This window comes from Atlantibacter sp. MEI4A-1023 (assembly GCF_056155425.1).
This window is the reverse complement of the sequence record NZ_CM149568.1, coordinates 1,389,616-1,406,254: the sequence shown is the minus strand read 5'-3', so window position 1 is coordinate 1,406,254 and position 16,639 is coordinate 1,389,616. Positions and strand designations below refer to the sequence as shown.

Here is a 16,639-nt window from a genome sequence, read left to right as displayed (position 1 = left end):
TATATCGATGGTATTAGCATACGCATAGTTGCGCAGTCTTACCTGTAGCAGGTTAAAAATTTTAGTACTTCAAGGGTATCCGATGAGGAATATCCATCAGCACGCCGCGCCGGGTCGTGATATAACCGCCCTTTCTGAGATCGGCTAAGATTTTCATAATACTGCTGCGAGAGAGAAAGGTGCGCGTTTGAATATAGTTCGCCGCCGTAATGCTCAGTCTTATTTCTGTAGATTCCTCCATCAGTTCATACAATTGTGAGCGGATAATATCGTAAGAGGATGGCGCATAAATGCGCGTGCAATGTTCGTATATCCGACCGGCGGTATAAATCAATACCTTCGCGAGGCTTTGCCAGAGATTATGTTCAGCAATAATACGGTTAGCCTCACATAGCGGAATGCTGGCAATAATAGACTCTTCCAGCGTTTGCATATGCAGATAATTCGCATCGGCACTTTGGTTACTTAATCCAAAGACATAAGGAGCCGATTCTGAATTCAGCATAAAACAATCGCGACTGCGAAATAGCGCAACGGTCCCCTCCAGCAATAGAAAACATTGCCGGGAATGATAAGTCTCGTAGTTAATAATTTGTTTTGCGCTTGTTCTAAAAAGGTTGGCGTGGGGCGAAAGCCAATCAATAAGTGTCTCAATATGAGGTACCGGTTTATACGCCAGCGCTTCATACATATTTGTTTGCACTGTATTTTTAGTCTCTGGCATAGCGATACCGCCTCCCTCTCAACGTTTAGTGTCTTATTGCGATGGATCAATTATGAATCACCCCCATCTAATTAGTGAATGAATGAATTAGTGTAAAATTACACCAAAACATCACTTGAGATAATAGGTACACTTATAACAAAATCGACATGAAAGAAAACGAGCCATGATTCTTTGCAGCTGGCGCACTGTATTTATTTACCGGTGCCATGCATGAGGACATAAGTTTACCTGTTTCCAGGGTCTTTATTTATCGTCGCTAAATTGCTTCACCCATACCCTAAATCTATAACCGATCTCAATCGGAAGCTCGTTTTACTTAGGTAAATAACATCTATTACAAGGACATAATATTATGAAAAATCTACTGGCTATTACTCTTGCGGCAGCAGCGACTTTCACTATTTCTGGCGCTAATGCGTATGACGGAACAATTCGCTTTATGGGTGAGATCCTCGATCAAGCCTGTACTGTTGATATCGGTGCCGATAACACCATGACCGTGGATATGGGCCGCGTTGCCAAAACCGCTTTCCAGCACGCTGGCGATGAAGCTTCAGCAACAAAATTTACTATTCGCTTAATTAACTGCCCGGCCACTGTTAACGCGGCGCAGGTTAAATTTGATGGCACAAATGATGGCAATGACAGCTCCCTGCTGGCCATTAGCTCCGGAGGCGGTAGCGCCAATGGCGTGGCAATTAAACTGATGACGGCGGATAAAGCGCCTCTGGGTTTAAACCAGACCAATGGTTATAACTATGTGTTAAGCAGCACCATGGATAATAACCTGGATTTCTATGCTGCCTATCGCGCTACGCTAGTCGGTGTCCTTCCCGGCACAGCGAATGCATTAGCTAACTTCACCGTTAACTACAACTGATTATTCTGTACGCTGTAATGGGGGCCAGGCTCTGGCCCCTGTATTGAGGTTTCCAATGAAGATGTTATCAGGCGCATTAGCGGTATTTGTGCTGATGAGCACGGCTGTTTCTGGCGCAAACGCAGGGGTTATTATTGGCGGTACGCGGGTGGTGTATCAGGGAAATAAAAAAGAAGCGTCTTTGAGCGTCAATAATCCCGACAAAGTAGCCTACTTAATTCAGTCCTGGGTTGATGCGCCGACGCCGAATGCGGCCAAAGTACCGTTTATTATTACGCCGCCGCTGTATCGTCTGGATGGCGGGCAGCAAAATGAGATGCGCATTATCAGGTCCGGCAATTTGCCAGAGGATAAAGAGTCTTTATTCTGGCTTAATATTAAGTCTATTCCGTCTGTGGCAAAACGGGATAACACGATTCAGATAGCCGTTAAGACCCGCATAAAATTAATTTATCGCCCCGAATCATTAACCCAGACGCCGGAAGAACAGGCCGAAAAACTCCAGTGGTCGAAAGTGAATAACGCCCTTCAGGTAAATAACCCGACACCCTATTACATTAATTTTAATGAAATTACCGTCGCGGGTAAGCGACTGGACGATGTCACTTTCGTTGCGCCGCAATCATCAGCGCGCTTTATCCTGCCATCGGGAATGAATTCAAATACGCTTCATTTCAAAATAATCAATGACTATGGGGGCATTGGCGAGGTGCATAACGCCAGCCTGCGGTAATGAATCAGTGCTCATCGGGTAAAACGCGGATGAAAGTATCCATTATTTATCATGACATTCGACGTAACCTGGTTATGGGTTTAGCCCTGGGTATCGCCTCCTGGTTTGGTGAGGCGTCAGGGCGTGATTATTTCAACCCTGAGCTGTTAGAAATTGATAATCCGGCACTGAAAGGCGTCGATTTATCCGCCTTTGAATCCGGCGGGCAAATGGCTGGCGTTTATTATGTCGATATCCTCCTTAACGGCCAGCGGGTTGATACCCGCGAGGTTGAATTTAAAACAGTTAACGAAAATTCAGCCGAGCAGCAACTGGCACCCTGCTTATCCGTTGCGCTACTGGAAAGCTACGGCGTTAAAACCGCGCTTTTCCCGGAGATGGCAAAGGCGGATGAGTGCGCAACGGTCAATGCCATCCCCCAGGCTTCCAGCGAGTTTGTCTTTTCCCGACAGAAACTCAATTTGAGCATTCCCCAGGCCGCGCTTGAGCAACATGCGCGTGGTTATGTCGCCCCCGAATTATGGGATGACGGTATTAATGCCGCATTACTGAACTACAGCATGAACGGCGCAAATACCCGATCGCACAACGCCAGCGGTGATAGCGACAGCCAGTATGTCAATCTCAGGCCCGGCATCAATATTGGACCGTGGCGCCTGCGTAATTACACCACCTGGCGGCGCGATAATCAGAGCGGCAATCAATGGGATAACGTGTATAGCTATGCGCAACGCAGTATTGTGCCGCTGAAAGCCCAGCTTATCCTGGGCGACAGTTCTGCCCCGTCCGATGTGTTCGACAGTATGCCGTTTCGCGGCGGCCAACTGGCCTCGGATGATGACATGCTTCCCGACTCGCTAAAAGGCTATGCGCCCGTGGTGCGCGGCATTGCCCGCACCAACGCGCAGGTGGTGATTCGCCAGAATGGCTACATCATCTACCAGAGCTATGTCGCGCCTGGGGCATTTGAAATAACCGATATGTACTCCACCGGCGGCGCAGGCGATCTTAACGTCACCGTTAAAGAGGCCGATGGCAGCGAGCAGAATTACACCATTCCCTATGCTTCTCTGCCGGTACTGCAACGCGAAAGCCGACTGAAATATGCCCTCAGCGGCGGGCAATACCGTTCTTATGACAGCAGCGTCGAGAAAACGCCTTTTGGGCAGCTCAGCGCGATTTATGGTCTGCCGTGGGGATTTACCCTGTATGGCGGCACCCAGCAGTCGGCGAAATACCAGTCATACGCGGCGGGTCTGGGTAAAAATATGGGAGAGATCGGCGCCATTTCCGCCGATGTGATTCAGGCCACCTCACACCCGAAAGGGCAATCTCAGACGCAGGGGCAATCCTGGCGCATTCGTTACAGTAAAAACATTGTCCAGACCGGCACTCACTTTGCTATTGCGGGGTATCGCTACTCCACCAACGGCTACTACGGCATGCAGGAAGTATTGGATTCATGGGGTAACAGCAATGCGCTGAACAATCGCCGGCGTAACCGTATGGAAGTCACACTTAGCCAGTCGCTTGGTGGTCGGTTGGGTTCACTCATGGCGAGCGCGGTAAAGGAAGATTACTGGAATTCAGCTCGCAGTCTGCAATCCCTGAGCGCGGGGTATAACAATTCATGGAAGGGGATCGGCTATGGGATCACTTATACGCTCAGTAAAAATGGTCATACCGGGAGCCAGTACAGCAGTTCGTACGCTACCGATCGGCAAATTTCCCTCAATGTCAGCATACCGCTGGATCGTTTTATGGCTAACAGCTGGGCCAACTACAGCCTGAACAACAGCCTGAATAATGGCACTACCCATAGCATCGGAATGAATGGCGTAGCGCTGGAAGGCAACGCGTTGAGCTGGAGCGTCCAGCAGGGTTATGGCACCGATAACGTCGGCTATACCGGCAGCGCAAACGGCGACTATAAAGGCACCTATGCACAGGTCAACACCGGCTACAGCTATGACCGTAACAGCCAGCGCCTTAATTATGGGCTGGCGGGCGGGATGATTGCCCACGCGGACGGCATCACCTTCTCTCAGCCGCTGGGAGAAACCAATGTGTTAATCAAAGCCCCCGGCGCAGCAGGCGTCGGCGTTAACAACCAGAACAGTGTGAAAACGGATTTTCTTGGCTACGGCGTAACCAGCAATGTCACGCCTTATCGTAAAAACGAAATCGGCCTGAATACCGCCTCGCTACCGGATGATGTGGAGCTGACGTTAACCAGCCAAACTGCCATTCCTACCCGGGGCGCGGTGGTACGTGCCGATTACATCGCCAGCGTCGGTAAACGGATCCTGTTGACGCTGGTACGCACCAGCCAGCAGGCAGTGCCCTTTGGCGCGATGGTCAGCCTGGCTGGAAATAACACCCAAAGCGCTATTGTCGGCGATGACGGCCAGGTGTATCTGACGGGTATGCCGCCGGCGGGAACGCTTAACGTGGTGTGGGGAAGTGAAGATCAACAGCGCTGTTCAGCAGATTTTACCGTCCCGGCACAGCAGGCAACCGGTCCAGTCGTTCAACTTCAATCAGTTTGCCGTTAATGGCGTTGCTGAATAGTGAGGTACCCATGCGCAGCCTAATTTATTATTTATTTCTGTTTTCTGGCGCAATCCTTAGCGCGTTTAACGCGACGGCGGACTGTACCGTTCATCAATCGATCGTCCAGACCGTGTCGTTGGGTACTATCAACGTGCAACGGGATGCGCCGGTGAACAGTGAAATTGGCCGCTTCGCCACGCCCGGTAACGCGGTGGTTTCCGCATTCTCGCCAACCGACCGACAAATGTGTGAGGCCCGGGCGGATATTACCTATTTATCCGCAACGCCTTCGTCGATGCCGGGCGTCTATAACACCAATCTGAGCGGTGTCGGTATCCATGTCGTCAACGTTCCGCAATGGTGGTCTATCACTTCCTTCGCTGCGGGGAGCATTCGCTATACCTATCCGAATGAATATAACGTGGTGCTCTACAAAACGGGAAAAATCACGCCCGGTAAATTAACGGCAGGCCAGATTGTTTCAGGATGGTTTGGCGACCCCTCGCAAACGTTTGTTAGCGTTTCGCTGGATAGCGAGACCACCATTAATGTACTGAGCTGTTCTCTTTCCAGCCAGTCATTAAGTTTTAATTTGGGCACAATTAGCGCCGCGGAATTTGGCACACAAAGCGGATTTATTCCCAGCCGCTCCGACACCCAGAATATCGGCCTTAATTGCGATCCCGGCACGAATATTAATATCGAATTAAAGGGCATGCAGAATCCGGATGCTATGGGAGATGACACTGTGCTGGCATTAAGCGGACAAGGACGCCCCACTGTCGCCGATGGCGTGGGCGTTCAGTTTTTATATAACGACAGCCCGTTACGGATTAATAACCGACTGGCGTTAAAGCAGTCGCCCGGTGGTCAGGAAACTTTCCCTATCGTCGCGCGTTATTACCAGACAAAACCCGTGGTAAAAGCCGGTGATGCCGACGCAACGGCAACGCTGGAAATAACCTATCAATAAAAGGGATGCCGATGAACACGTTAATTACCGGGCTGATTGCCCTGGCCCTGGGGCTTATTTCTGGCGCTGCCTGCGCCATCGATCCCGTTACGCTATACGTTAACGGGAAAGTGGTGGCAGCACCCTGCCAGGTTGACAGCGACAGCGTTGACAAGGCTGTCGATTTGTTTGGCCCGCAGGGCGTACGCGCCTCGTCAATGTATACGCCAGGCTCGGCTTCACCCTTTGTGATGTTTAATTTCAGCATCATCAATTGCCCTGCCGGGACCATGAAAGTGACGCTGCAATTCAACGGCCCCGCAGATGATAACCAACCCGAAGATGCGTATCAGAATAGCGGGACCGCAAAGAACGTCGCTGTGCAATTACGCAATATGCAGGGCGGACCGTTAGGCAATAATAAAACCCTGACGACAGATATTATTAACCGCCAGGCCAATATTTATTTACTCGCCCGCGCCTTCAGTAAAAATGGAAAAGTCACGCCAGGAACGGTAAGCAGCGTGGTGATTGTGACGCTGACGTGGCAATAAATGCCGGGTTTTGTTTCTTATCTTTATATTTATAGGTTTTATCTATGCTACAAATAATCATTCATGATGACGACGCCATGTTTTATGCTGGAATGACCCATTTACTCAATGACCTGTTTCGGCGTGGCGGCAAAACGCCTTGTTATTCCCGTGAACTGAATAAGTTTACGGTGTCGAAGGCAGATATCATTATTCAGTCATTGCGCCCCGGGGAAGCGTTTCTTTGCTATCCCGAATTATATTATCGTAAGCCCGGCCTGATTATTGGCCTGGTGGAAAATGAAGATATTACCGACCCTCATCCGCTGCCGTTATGCGTAAATGACCGGGTATTTATCAATCGCAAAGCGAAAACAGCCGTCATTCGACAAACGATAAAAAATGCCTGGGACAGGTTGCAGGCCAGTGCGAATCCATCGCGTCACCCGCACTGCTACGGCTGCAAACACCGCACGCTGACCTCTCAGCAGAAAAGAGTGGCTGCCGCCTTTATTAATGGCGAGTCGGTGGTCAGCACAGCCACAAAATTGGCGTTAAACAGTAAATCCGTCTTTGCCCATAAGCATTCGTTGATGCGCAAATTTCACCTGAAAAACGACCATCAACTGGTCACGTTTTTAACCATTCAGCGGGTCAAACAACAAATCGTCAGGCATGTTGGAGAATAACCGGGGTAAGCCCCCGTCGACATCCACCTTACTGTGCTTCGGTATGGTTGACCGTGGCGGTATAACCGGTTTTCTCCACCGCTTTTAATAGCGACTCGGTGGGGAAACCTTGCGGGACGATAACTTCAGTCTGGCGGGTTTTCAGGGATGATTTGGCTTTGATCACCCCGTCGGTTTCCCGCAATGCCTGATTCACGGAAATGACGCACAGCGAACAGGTCATGTTTTCCACATCCAGCACCACTTTTTCATTTGCGGCCTGCGCCCACAGCGGGAGCATCAGGCAAGCGGCGAGCGCGAGTCGTTTCATTCAAATACCTCATAAAACCAGCCGACAACCGTCGGATAAAACAGGACAAGCAGCATAAACGGCAGTGCCAGCCAGTAAAGCAAACGCATCTGGCCCAGCGTCAGCCGCCCGGTACACCACAGCCGTTTCGAAAAATAAAGCCGCCAGAAGCCGCGCGCGATAAGCCCGAGAGAAATCACGATCATCGGGACGCGCAGAAACTCCAGCTTCGCCAGCCCGGCAAACCCCGCCGCCGAGATGCCAAACAACAGATACAACAGCGGGCCGATGCAACACAGACCGGCGGTAACGGCAGCCGCCGCTGCCGTCAGAAGCGTAAAGCCCGCGCTTTTAGCGCTGTTCGGTTGAGACATAGCGGTAAGAGAAGACTTTCGGATCGTAGAAGTTAATCGGGTCGCCATCCACTTCGGCATACGGATAGCCAAAGTTATTCATCTCGCCCTGCTCCGCCGCCGGATAAAGCTCAAAGTCGCGCCCGTAGTTAAAGCCGACCCAGTTCATTTCCCAGTTGCCAAACAGGTAAGTGTTAACCGCCTGCACATCGGCGTCTTCGTGGGCTTTTTTCTCCGCCAGACGCATTTTGGTGACGTCCGCCGGATCGCACGGCAGCCATCCGTAGCCCGCCAGATAAAACTCCGCGCGGCAATGCTGGCCGCCACTGACGTCCGCCACGCCCTGCTCATCAGCCTTGCCGAAAGCGCTTTTTGAGTAGCGTTCCAGCTTATTCGCTTTACCCAGGCGGATACCGAACAGTTCACGCGCCGGAATGCCGCTGGCGCGCGCCAGGGCCACGAACACCGAACTCATATCGGTACATTTGCCGCTGAGCTTGCCGCTTTTCAGGATCGCCGCCACATCGCCGGTACCGCAGCCGATCACGTCATTGTCGCGCTCCATATTGCGGCTGACCCACTGATAAATCAGGCGCGCTTTTTTCAGCGGGTCTTGCTCACCGTTGGTGATTTTCTGGGCGGTTTCCCGTACCTGCCCGTCAACCGGCGTATGGGTGGTCGGCAGCAGGTACGGTTTCACGTCCAGCGGATAGATTATGTGTTCCGGCGCCTGCCAGGTTTTCAGCGCGTCGTGCTTCAGCGGCTCCCAGTCGGCGGTTTCGATTTCAATATCCACCTGCATCTGCAAATCACCTTCCGATTTCGGCCAGCTTGCGAACAGCGTTTTCGCGCCGTAAGCGTTATTGGTGGTGATGTACGCCTGCTGATAATTGCCGCTAAAGGCCAGATGAGTCATCTGCTGAAACGCGGTATCCACCGGCAGCGGGATCCACAGTTTCACCACACCGCTGGAGCCCTGCGGCGGGTTCAGCTTATAGGTTTGCGATAACACAAAACGGCGGCGCGCAACCGGGGCCGGGGCAGCAGGTTCAGCGGCCTGCACCGTCTGGCTGACAACCGAAGGGCCGACTAAGCCGGCAGCAGAAAGAAGCACACTATTTTTGAGGAATTGTCGACGTTGCATAGTTATCTGTCTTTTATGAGGTAAGTGAAGCGGCGGCAGCGCGGGCCAAAACCGCAGAGGATCATCACAGCAGACAGGGACTGGCGGAGAAAGGCGGGTCGATAACTATTCATCAATAACAGACCTGTTAACTGTGAATGAAAACGCCGTTATTAAGCCGCGAACGATGACCTGTGTAAACCAGGGATATCAAAAAACCGCCAAATAAATATAAAAAAATGAGGGTTTGCCGCTAAAAACGCCGACCAATGATCAGTTTGCCTAAGGTTGATCCAGAACAACGCCCGCGTATGCAGTTTTCATAAAATCATCATACTCATTTTGGGCCCCCTTATTCCGCAAGGAGTAGTCCTTTGTTCACTTTACGGCGCTGTTTAACGGTATTGCTGGCGTGTATTTCATTGATGGCTGGCGCGGCGACACCGCATGAAATTACCACCGCCTGGCCGGTAAACGTGGGGCCATTAAACCCCCATTTGTATACGCCCAATCAAATGTTCGCCCAGAGCATGGTGTATGAACCGTTAGTGAAATATCAGGCTGACGGCAGCATTGTGCCGTGGCTGGCCACCGCGTGGACCCATTCCGCCGACGGCAAACAGTGGATCTTTACTCTGCGCGATAACGTGACCTTTTCTAACGGTGAGCCGTTTAACGCCCGGGCCGCAGAAGCCAACTTCCGCGCGGTGTTGGATAATCGCCCGCGCCACGCCTGGCTGGAGTTGGCGAACCAGATAACCGGTGTGAAAGCACTGGATGAACATCGCCTGCAAATCAATTTAAAAGACGCCTATTACCCGTTCCTGCAAGAGCTGGCATTGCCGCGCCCGTTCCGCTTTATCGCCCCGTCGCAGTTTAAAAACGGCGGAACCAAAGACGGTATTAACGCGCCGATTGGCACCGGGCCGTGGGTCTTAAAAGAAACCAAACTCAATCAGTACGATGTGTTTGTGCGTAACGATCATTACTGGGGCGAAAAACCAGCGATTGATAAAGTCACCATTAACGTGATTGCCGACCCCACCAGCCGCGCGGTGGCGTTTGAAACCGGCGAAATCGACCTGATGTATGGCGACGAAGGGCTGCTGCCGCTGGATACCTTTGAGCGGTTCAGCCATAACCCGCAGTGGAAAACCCAGCTTTCCGCCCCGGTAGAAACCGTGATGCTGGCGCTCAATTCCGCCAAATCCCCCACCCGCGAACAGGCAGTGCGGGAAGCGCTGAACTATGCGGTGGATAAAAAAACGCTGATCGACAGCGTGCTGTACGGCACCCAGCAGGTGGCGGATACCCTGTTCGCCCCGAGCGTGCCCTACGCCAATATCGGGCTGACGCCGCGCCACTACGATCCGCAAAAGGCCAGAACACTGCTGGAAAACGCCGGCTGGACGCTGCCTGCGGGCCAGCACATCCGCGAAAAAGCGGGCCAGCCGCTGCATCTGGAGCTGGCGTTTATCGGCACCGACGCGCTAAATAAATCGATGGCGGAAGTGATTCAGGCCAACCTGCGCCAGGTGGGCGTTGACGTAAAACTGGTGGGCGAAGAAGAGAGCAGCATTGATGCCCGCCAGCGCGATGGCCGCTTCGATATGATTTTCAACCGTACCTGGGGGGCGCCGTTCGATCCCCACGCCTTTATGAGTTCGATGCGCGTGCCATCCCACGCGGATTATCAGGCCCAGCTCGGCCTGCCGGACAAAGCGCAAATCGACGCGGAAATCGGCCAGCTTCTCACCGGCACCGATGAAACCCAGCGCAAAGCGCTGTACCGCGATGTGCTGACCCGCCTGCATCAACGCGCGGTCTACCTGCCGCTGAGCTACGTTTCCCTGATGACCGTGTCCCAGCCGCAGTGGGACGTGCTGCCCTTCGCGCCGATGTCGTCGGATATTCCGTTTGAACAGATCAAACCGGTAACGCCCTGATGTTGCGTTATATTTTGTGGCGCATCGCGCTACTGGTCCCGATGCTGGTGACCGCGTCGCTGATTATTTTCCTGCTGCTGCGCCTCGGCAGCGGCGACCCGGCAATGGATTACCTGAGGCTCTCTAACCTGCCGCCGACGCCGGAGCTGGTCGCCTCAACCCACGCGATGCTCGGGCTCGATCGGCCCCTGCCGGTGCAGTACGTCCACTGGCTGTGGAACGCGCTGCATCTCGATTTCGGCGTGTCGTTCGCCACCCAGCGCCCGGTGCTGGACGATTTACTGCGCTTTTTCCCGGCAACCTTCCAGCTGGCGGGTTTTGCGCTGGTGTTGATCCTGGCGACCTCAGTGCCGCTCGGCATCTGGGCGGCGCGCTACCGCGACCGGCTGCCGGATCACCTCGTGCGGCTGATTGCCTTTCTGGGCGTGTCGATGCCCAACTTCTGGCTGGCCTTTTTGCTGGTGATGCTTTTTTCCGTGCATCTGCAATGGCTGCCCGCGCTGGGTTACGGCGGCTGGCAGCACATCATTTTACCGGCGGTGTCTATCGCCTTTATGTCGCTGGCGATTAACGCCCGCCTGCTGCGCGCCAGCATGCTGGATGTGGCAGGCCAGCGCCATGTGACCTGGGCGAAACTGCGCGGCCTCAGTGACCGGCAAACCGAGCGGCGGCACGTACTGCGCAACGCCACGCTGCCGATGGTGACGGCGGTCGGCATGCATATCGGCGAGCTGATTGGCGGCACCATGACTATCGAAAATATCTTTGCCTGGCCGGGCGTCGGGCGTTATGCGGTATCGGCGATTTTTAACCGCGACTATCCGGTGATCCAGTGTTTTACCCTGCTGATGGTCGGCGTGTTTGTTCTCTGCAATCTCGGCGTCGATCTGCTGAATGCCGCGCTCGATCCGCGCATTCGCCGTCATGAAGGAGCGCACTCGTGAATTTTCTCCGTACTGCGCGTTGGCCGGTGCGCCTGGCGCTGCTGTCTTTGGCGCTGCTGATGATTACCGCCCTGACCAGTCAGTGGTGGCTGCCGTTCGATCCGCTGGCGATTAACCTGCCAGAGCGGCTACTGCCGCCGGACGGCACCCACTGGCTGGGCACCGACCATTTGGGGCGTGACATTTTCTCTCGTCTGCTGGCGGCGACGCGGGTGTCGCTGGGCTCAGTGCTGGCCTGTTTGCTGCTGGTGTTAACGCTGGGCCTGGTGGTCGGCGGCAGCGCCGGGCTGATGGGCGGCCGTGCCGACCAGCTACTGATGCGCACCACCGACATGTTTATGACCTTCCCTACCTCGATCCTGTCTTTTTTTATGGTGGGCGTACTGGGCACCGGGCTGGTTAACGTGATCCTCGCCATCGCCCTGTCCCACTGGGCCTGGTATGCGCGCATGGTGCGCAGCATCGTGATTTCGCTGCGCCATCGCGAGTTCGTGCTGGCGGCGCGGATGAGCGGCGCGAATCGCTGGCAGCTGTTTTTCGATCATCTTGCCGGCGCGGTGATGCCTTCTCTGCTGGTACTGGCGACGCTGGATATCGGCCATATGATGCTGCACGTGGCGGGGATGTCGTTCCTCGGGCTGGGCGTCAGCGCCCCAACGCCGGAATGGGGCGTGATGATCAACGACGCGCGCCAGTACATCTGGACCCAGCCGATGCAAATGTTCTGGCCAGGGCTGGCGCTGTTTATCAGCGTGATGACCTTTAACCTGTTGGGCGACGCGCTGCGCGACAATCTGGACCCCCATCTTGCTATGGAGCATAGCCACTGATGTCACAGCTTGAATTACATAACATCACGCTGTCGGCGGACCGTCCGCTGGTGCAGGGTGTGTCGCTGACCCTGCGTTCCGGGCGCGTGCTGGCGCTGGTCGGTGGCAGCGGCAGCGGGAAATCCCTGACCTGTGCCGCCGCGCTGGGCGTGCTGCCCGCCGGGGTGCGGCAAACCGCCGGAGAACTGGCGCTGGATGGCCTCACCGTGACGCCGCAATCACTGCGCGGCAGGCAGGTGGCGACCATTATGCAAAACCCGCGCAGCGCCTTTAACCCGCTGTTTACCATGGCGACTCACGCTAAAGAGACCTGTCGGGCGCTGGGCAAAGCGCTGGATGACGCCACGCTAATCGCCACGCTGAAATCCGTCGGCCTCGATGAAGCCGAACGCGTGCTGGCGCTGTATCCATTCGAGATGAGCGGCGGGATGCTGCAACGCATGATGATTGCCCTGGCGGTGCTCAGCGATGCGCCGTTTATTATCGCCGATGAACCCACCACCGATCTCGACGCGCTGGCCCAGGCGCGCATTCTGGAACTGCTGGAGAAGCTGATGCAACAGCGCGCCCCCGGGATGCTGCTGGTCACTCACGATATAGGGGTGGTGGCGCGGCTGGCTGACGACGTGGCGGTGATGGAAAACGGCAAAATTGTCGAGCGGGGCGATGTGCATACGCTGTTCCACGCGCCGCAGCATTCGGTGACCCGTAATCTGGTATCGGCGCATCTGGCGCTGTATGGCATGGAGTTAGCGCAATGACGCTGTTATCCGTTTCGAACGTTTCACACCGCTACGGGCGGCTGGGGTTAACCGGCGCGCATTATCACCCGGTGCTGAACAACATTTCACTGGCGGTTAACGAAGGTGAAAGCGTGGCGCTGCTCGGCAGCAGCGGTTGCGGGAAAAGCACGTTGGCAAGGCTGTTAATGGGCCTGGAATCCCCGACTCTGGGCGACATTTGCTGGCGCGGTAAATCCCTGGCGGCGCTGAAAGGGGACGAAATGCGCGCCTTTCGCCGGGATATCCAGATGGTGTTTCAGGACGCCATCAGCGCCGCTAACCCGCGCCGCACGGTACGCGAGATTATCCGCGAACCGCTGCGCCATTTGTTGAAACTCTCTACGGCACAGCAAAATGAACGCATTGCGCGGGTGATGGCGGCAACCGAACTTGATGCCGGTTTACTGGATAAACGCCCGCCACAGCTGAGCGGCGGCCAGTTGCAGCGGGTGTGCCTCGCCAGAGCGATGATTGTAGAACCGAAGCTGTTGATTCTGGATGAGGCGGTGTCGAATCTGGATCTGGTGCTTCAGGCAAACATCATTCAGCTACTGAAAAATTTACAGCAGCAGTACCACACCGCGTGTCTGTTTATCACCCATGATTTGCGTCTGGTCGAGCGGTTTTGCCAACGGGTTATGGTAATGGAAGGCGGAGAAATCGTCGAAACGCTGACGGTGACGTCGCCGGTCGCCTTTGCCAGCGCGCCAGGCCTGGCGCTACAGCGCGCTGTTCTGCCTGCGTTCCCGACGCGCCGGGAACCGCGCGGGCCGGGGCTGACGCTGGTTAGCGATAATCCTTTGCCAGCATTGAAACCACATTGGGTCAGTGCGTAACGGCGCTGCTTTCGCCGCACTCCCCGCCGGGAGGTTTTAACCTCCCTTCATACCGCTCTACATCAAAGCGTCTCCTCTGGCGTCAGGGTTAGGATGCGGAGTCAGGCCGTCTGTCGATGCGGGTCAAAGTGATAATAATGACATGACACTTTTGTCGAACCCCATTCGCCATCCGGCCACCTTTTTTATTTCTCTATCTATATCAATGAATTAAATCAAACACGTTACTGGCATGGAATATGCATTGATTAGTCGTTGAGAAGGTAAAGACGTTTTCCGTTTTGCAAGAACACGATTAACTGGAGAGCCAGGATGAAAAAAGTCGTCACGGTTTGCCCATATTGCGCGTCGGGGTGCAAGATCAACCTCGTCGTCGATAATGGCAAAGTCGTTAAGGCGGAACCGGCGCAGGGTAAGACCAATCAGGGGGATTTATGCCTGAAAGGCTATTACGGGTGGGATTTTATCAACGATACCCAAATCCTGACGCCACGCCTTAAATCGCCTATGATCCGTCGCCAACGCGGCGGGAAGCTGGAAGCCGTTTCCTGGGATGAGGCACTGAATTATGTCGCCGATAAGCTCAGCACTATCAAAGCCAAATATGGCCCCGATGCCATTATGACCACCGGTTCCTCACGGGGTACCGGCAACGAAACCAACTACATCATGCAAAAATTCGCGCGCGCCGTTATTGGAACCAATAACGTCGATTGCTGCGCGCGTGTCTGACACGGCCCATCGGTTGCAGGTCTGCACCAGTCGGTCGGTAATGGCGCGATGAGTAACTCCATCGTCGGCATCGAAGATGCTGATTTAGTGTTTGTGTTTGGCTATAACCCCGCTGATTCCCACCCGATCGTCGCTAACCGCGTGATCCGGGCGAAGCAAAAAGGGGCGAAAATTATTGTCTGCGATCCGCGTAAAATCGAAACCGCGCGCATTGCCGATATGCACCTGGCGCTGAAAAACGGCTCGAACATTGCGCTGTTGAACGCCATGGGCCATGTGATTATCGAAGAAGACCTGTATGACCACGCATTCGTCGCGGCGCGTACCGAAGGCTTCGAAGAGTATCGCAAAATTGTCGAAGGCTATACGCCGGAGTCCGTGGAAGAGATCACCGGCGTGAAGGCCAGTGAGATCCGCCAGGCCGCACGGATGTACGCCAAATCTGACCGTGCCACCATCCTGTGGGGCATGGGCGTGACCCAGTTCTATCAGGGCGTGGAAACGGTGCGTTCGTTGACCAGTCTGGCGCTGCTGACCGGCAACCTCGGCAAGCCGAGCGTTGGCGTCAACCCGGTGCGTGGGCAAAACAACGTCCAGGGTGCCTGCGATATGGGCGCGCTGCCGGATACTTATCCGGGTTATCAGTACGTGAAATTCCCGGAACACCGTGAGAAATTCGCCAGAGCCTGGGGCGTGGCCGAACTGCCAGCGCATACCGGTTATCGCATCAGCGAATTGCCGCACCGCGTTGAGCATGGCGAAGTGCGCGCAGCGTACATCATGGGCGAAGATCCGCTGCAAACCGACGCCGAGCTGTCTGCTGTGCGTAAAGCCTTTGAAGGGCTGGAGCTGGTGATCGTTCAGGATATCTTCATGACCAAAACCGCCGCGCAAGCGGATGTGATTTTGCCATCCACCTCGTGGGGGGAACATGAAGGGGTGTATACCGCCGCCGACCGCGGATTCCAGCGCTTCTTTAAAGCGGTGGAGCCGAAGTGGGACCTGAAAACCGACTGGCAGATCATCAGTGAAATCGCCACCCGTATGGGCTATGCGATGCACTACAACAACACCAAAGAGATTTGGGATGAACTGCGCGGATTGTGCCCGGAATTCTACGGCGCAACCTACGAGAAAATGGGCGAGCTGGGTTATATCCAGTGGCCGTGCCGCGATGTGTCTGAGGCCGACCAGGGGACGGACTACCTGTTCGAGGAGAAATTCTCCACACCAAACGGCCTGGGACAATTCTTCACCTGCGACTGGGCACCGCCGCTCGATCGCGTAGATGAGGAGTACCCGATGGTGCTGTCGACGGTGCGCGAGGTGGGCCACTACTCCTGCCGCTCCATGACCGGCAACTGCGCCGCGCTGGCCGCGCTGGCGGATGAACCGGGCTATGCGCAAATTAACACTGCCGATGCTGCCCGCCTGGGCATTCAGGATGAAGCGCTGGTGTGGGTCAATTCACGCAAGGGCAAAGTCATAACCCGCGCCCAGGTGAGCGATCGCCCGAACAAAGGCGCGGTGTATATGACGTACCAGTGGTGGATTGGTGCCTGTAATGAGCTGGTGACGGAAAACCTCAGCCCGATTACTAAAACGCCGGAATACAAATACTGCGCGGTACGGGTTGAGCCCATCGCCGATCAAAATGCGGCGGAGCAGTATGTGATCAATGAGTACAACAAGCTGAAACGCCATTTGCGGGAAACTGCGATGGGTTAAGTTTTACGC

General features: G+C 54.7%; 16 protein-coding genes. 12 read left to right on the top strand and 4 right to left on the bottom strand.

What is annotated here, in order from left to right:
* Positions 1-61 precede the first annotated feature (61 nt).
* Positions 62-724 carry a winged helix-turn-helix transcriptional regulator gene (locus ACVV26_RS06790; protein WP_474800670.1) on the bottom strand — a complete coding sequence of 221 codons (663 nt, stop codon included), beginning with the start codon at positions 722-724 and terminating at the stop codon, positions 62-64.
* A 355-nt stretch (positions 725-1,079) separates the two neighbouring features.
* Here ACVV26_RS06790 and ACVV26_RS06785 point away from each other — a divergent pair, with 355 nt between their 5' ends.
* Genes ACVV26_RS06785 through ACVV26_RS06760 form a run of 6 tightly spaced genes read left to right on the top strand, consistent with a single transcriptional unit; the run spans position 1,080 to position 7,067 of the window.
* Complete coding sequence (locus ACVV26_RS06785) at positions 1,080-1,607, top strand: fimbrial protein (RefSeq protein ID WP_474800668.1); 528 nt, start codon at positions 1,080-1,082, stop codon at positions 1,605-1,607.
* A gap of 55 nt (positions 1,608-1,662) precedes the next feature.
* Complete coding sequence (locus ACVV26_RS06780; RefSeq protein WP_474800666.1) at positions 1,663-2,340, top strand: fimbrial biogenesis chaperone; 678 nt, start codon at positions 1,663-1,665, stop codon at positions 2,338-2,340.
* A gap of 29 nt (positions 2,341-2,369) precedes the next feature.
* Positions 2,370-4,895 carry a fimbria/pilus outer membrane usher protein gene (locus ACVV26_RS06775; RefSeq protein WP_474800664.1) on the top strand — a complete coding sequence of 842 codons (2,526 nt, stop codon included), beginning with the start codon at positions 2,370-2,372 and terminating at the stop codon, positions 4,893-4,895.
* A 26-nt stretch (positions 4,896-4,921) separates the two neighbouring features.
* Positions 4,922-5,866 carry a fimbrial protein gene (locus ACVV26_RS06770; protein ID WP_474800662.1) on the top strand — a complete coding sequence of 315 codons (945 nt, stop codon included), beginning with the start codon at positions 4,922-4,924 and terminating at the stop codon, positions 5,864-5,866.
* A gap of 11 nt (positions 5,867-5,877) precedes the next feature.
* On the top strand, positions 5,878-6,399 hold the full coding sequence (locus ACVV26_RS06765) for a fimbrial protein (protein WP_474800660.1): 522 nt from the start codon (positions 5,878-5,880) through the stop codon (positions 6,397-6,399).
* Positions 6,400-6,443: 44 nt separating this feature from the next.
* On the top strand, positions 6,444-7,067 hold the full coding sequence (locus ACVV26_RS06760; protein WP_474800658.1) for a helix-turn-helix transcriptional regulator: 624 nt from the start codon (positions 6,444-6,446) through the stop codon (positions 7,065-7,067).
* Between the two features lie 28 nt (positions 7,068-7,095).
* Here the strand turns inward: ACVV26_RS06760 and ACVV26_RS06755 are convergent, their stop codons facing one another.
* Genes ACVV26_RS06755 through ACVV26_RS06745 form a run of 3 tightly spaced genes read right to left on the bottom strand, consistent with a single transcriptional unit; the run spans position 7,096 to position 8,853 of the window.
* Complete coding sequence (locus ACVV26_RS06755) at positions 7,096-7,377, bottom strand: heavy-metal-associated domain-containing protein (protein WP_312979839.1); 282 nt, start codon at positions 7,375-7,377, stop codon at positions 7,096-7,098.
* Positions 7,374-7,730 carry a mercuric transporter MerT family protein gene (locus tag ACVV26_RS06750; protein WP_474800656.1) on the bottom strand — a complete coding sequence of 119 codons (357 nt, stop codon included), beginning with the start codon at positions 7,728-7,730 and terminating at the stop codon, positions 7,374-7,376. Before ACVV26_RS06750 ends, ACVV26_RS06755 begins: the two co-directional genes overlap by 4 nt.
* Positions 7,708-8,853 (bottom strand): transglutaminase-like domain-containing protein, encoded by a 1,146-nt coding sequence (locus ACVV26_RS06745; protein ID WP_474800654.1) that lies wholly within the window; start codon positions 8,851-8,853, stop codon positions 7,708-7,710. The genes ACVV26_RS06750 and ACVV26_RS06745 overlap by 23 nt, the downstream gene beginning before the upstream one ends.
* A 404-nt stretch (positions 8,854-9,257) precedes the next feature.
* On the opposite strand from ACVV26_RS06745, the gene nikA reads away from it, so the two are divergent.
* The 6 genes from nikA to fdhF all read left to right on the top strand — a co-directional run bounded on the left by nikA (position 9,258) and on the right by fdhF (position 16,630).
* Complete coding sequence (nikA, locus tag ACVV26_RS06740; RefSeq protein WP_474801767.1) at positions 9,258-10,778, top strand: nickel ABC transporter substrate-binding protein; 1,521 nt, start codon at positions 9,258-9,260, stop codon at positions 10,776-10,778.
* Complete coding sequence (gene nikB / locus ACVV26_RS06735; protein WP_474800652.1) at positions 10,778-11,722, top strand: nickel ABC transporter permease subunit NikB; 945 nt, start codon at positions 10,778-10,780, stop codon at positions 11,720-11,722. Before nikA ends, nikB begins: the two co-directional genes overlap by 1 nt.
* Entirely contained in the window at positions 11,719-12,552 is an 834-nt protein-coding gene (gene nikC / locus ACVV26_RS06730) for a nickel ABC transporter permease subunit NikC (RefSeq protein WP_474800650.1), read from the top strand. The genes nikB and nikC overlap by 4 nt, the downstream gene beginning before the upstream one ends.
* Entirely contained in the window at positions 12,549-13,313 is a 765-nt protein-coding gene (gene nikD, locus ACVV26_RS06725; RefSeq protein WP_474801766.1) for a nickel import ATP-binding protein NikD, read from the top strand. Before nikC ends, nikD begins: the two co-directional genes overlap by 4 nt.
* Positions 13,310-14,170 (top strand): nickel import ATP-binding protein NikE, encoded by an 861-nt coding sequence (gene nikE, locus ACVV26_RS06720; protein ID WP_474800648.1) that lies wholly within the window; start codon positions 13,310-13,312, stop codon positions 14,168-14,170. Before nikD ends, nikE begins: the two co-directional genes overlap by 4 nt.
* 312 nt (positions 14,171-14,482) lie before the next feature.
* The gene (gene fdhF, locus ACVV26_RS06715; protein ID WP_312979853.1) at positions 14,483-16,630 is read left to right on the top strand and encodes a formate dehydrogenase subunit alpha; all 2,148 of its coding nucleotides are present in this window, start codon (positions 14,483-14,485) and stop codon (positions 16,628-16,630) included.
* Positions 16,631-16,639 lie beyond the last annotated feature (9 nt).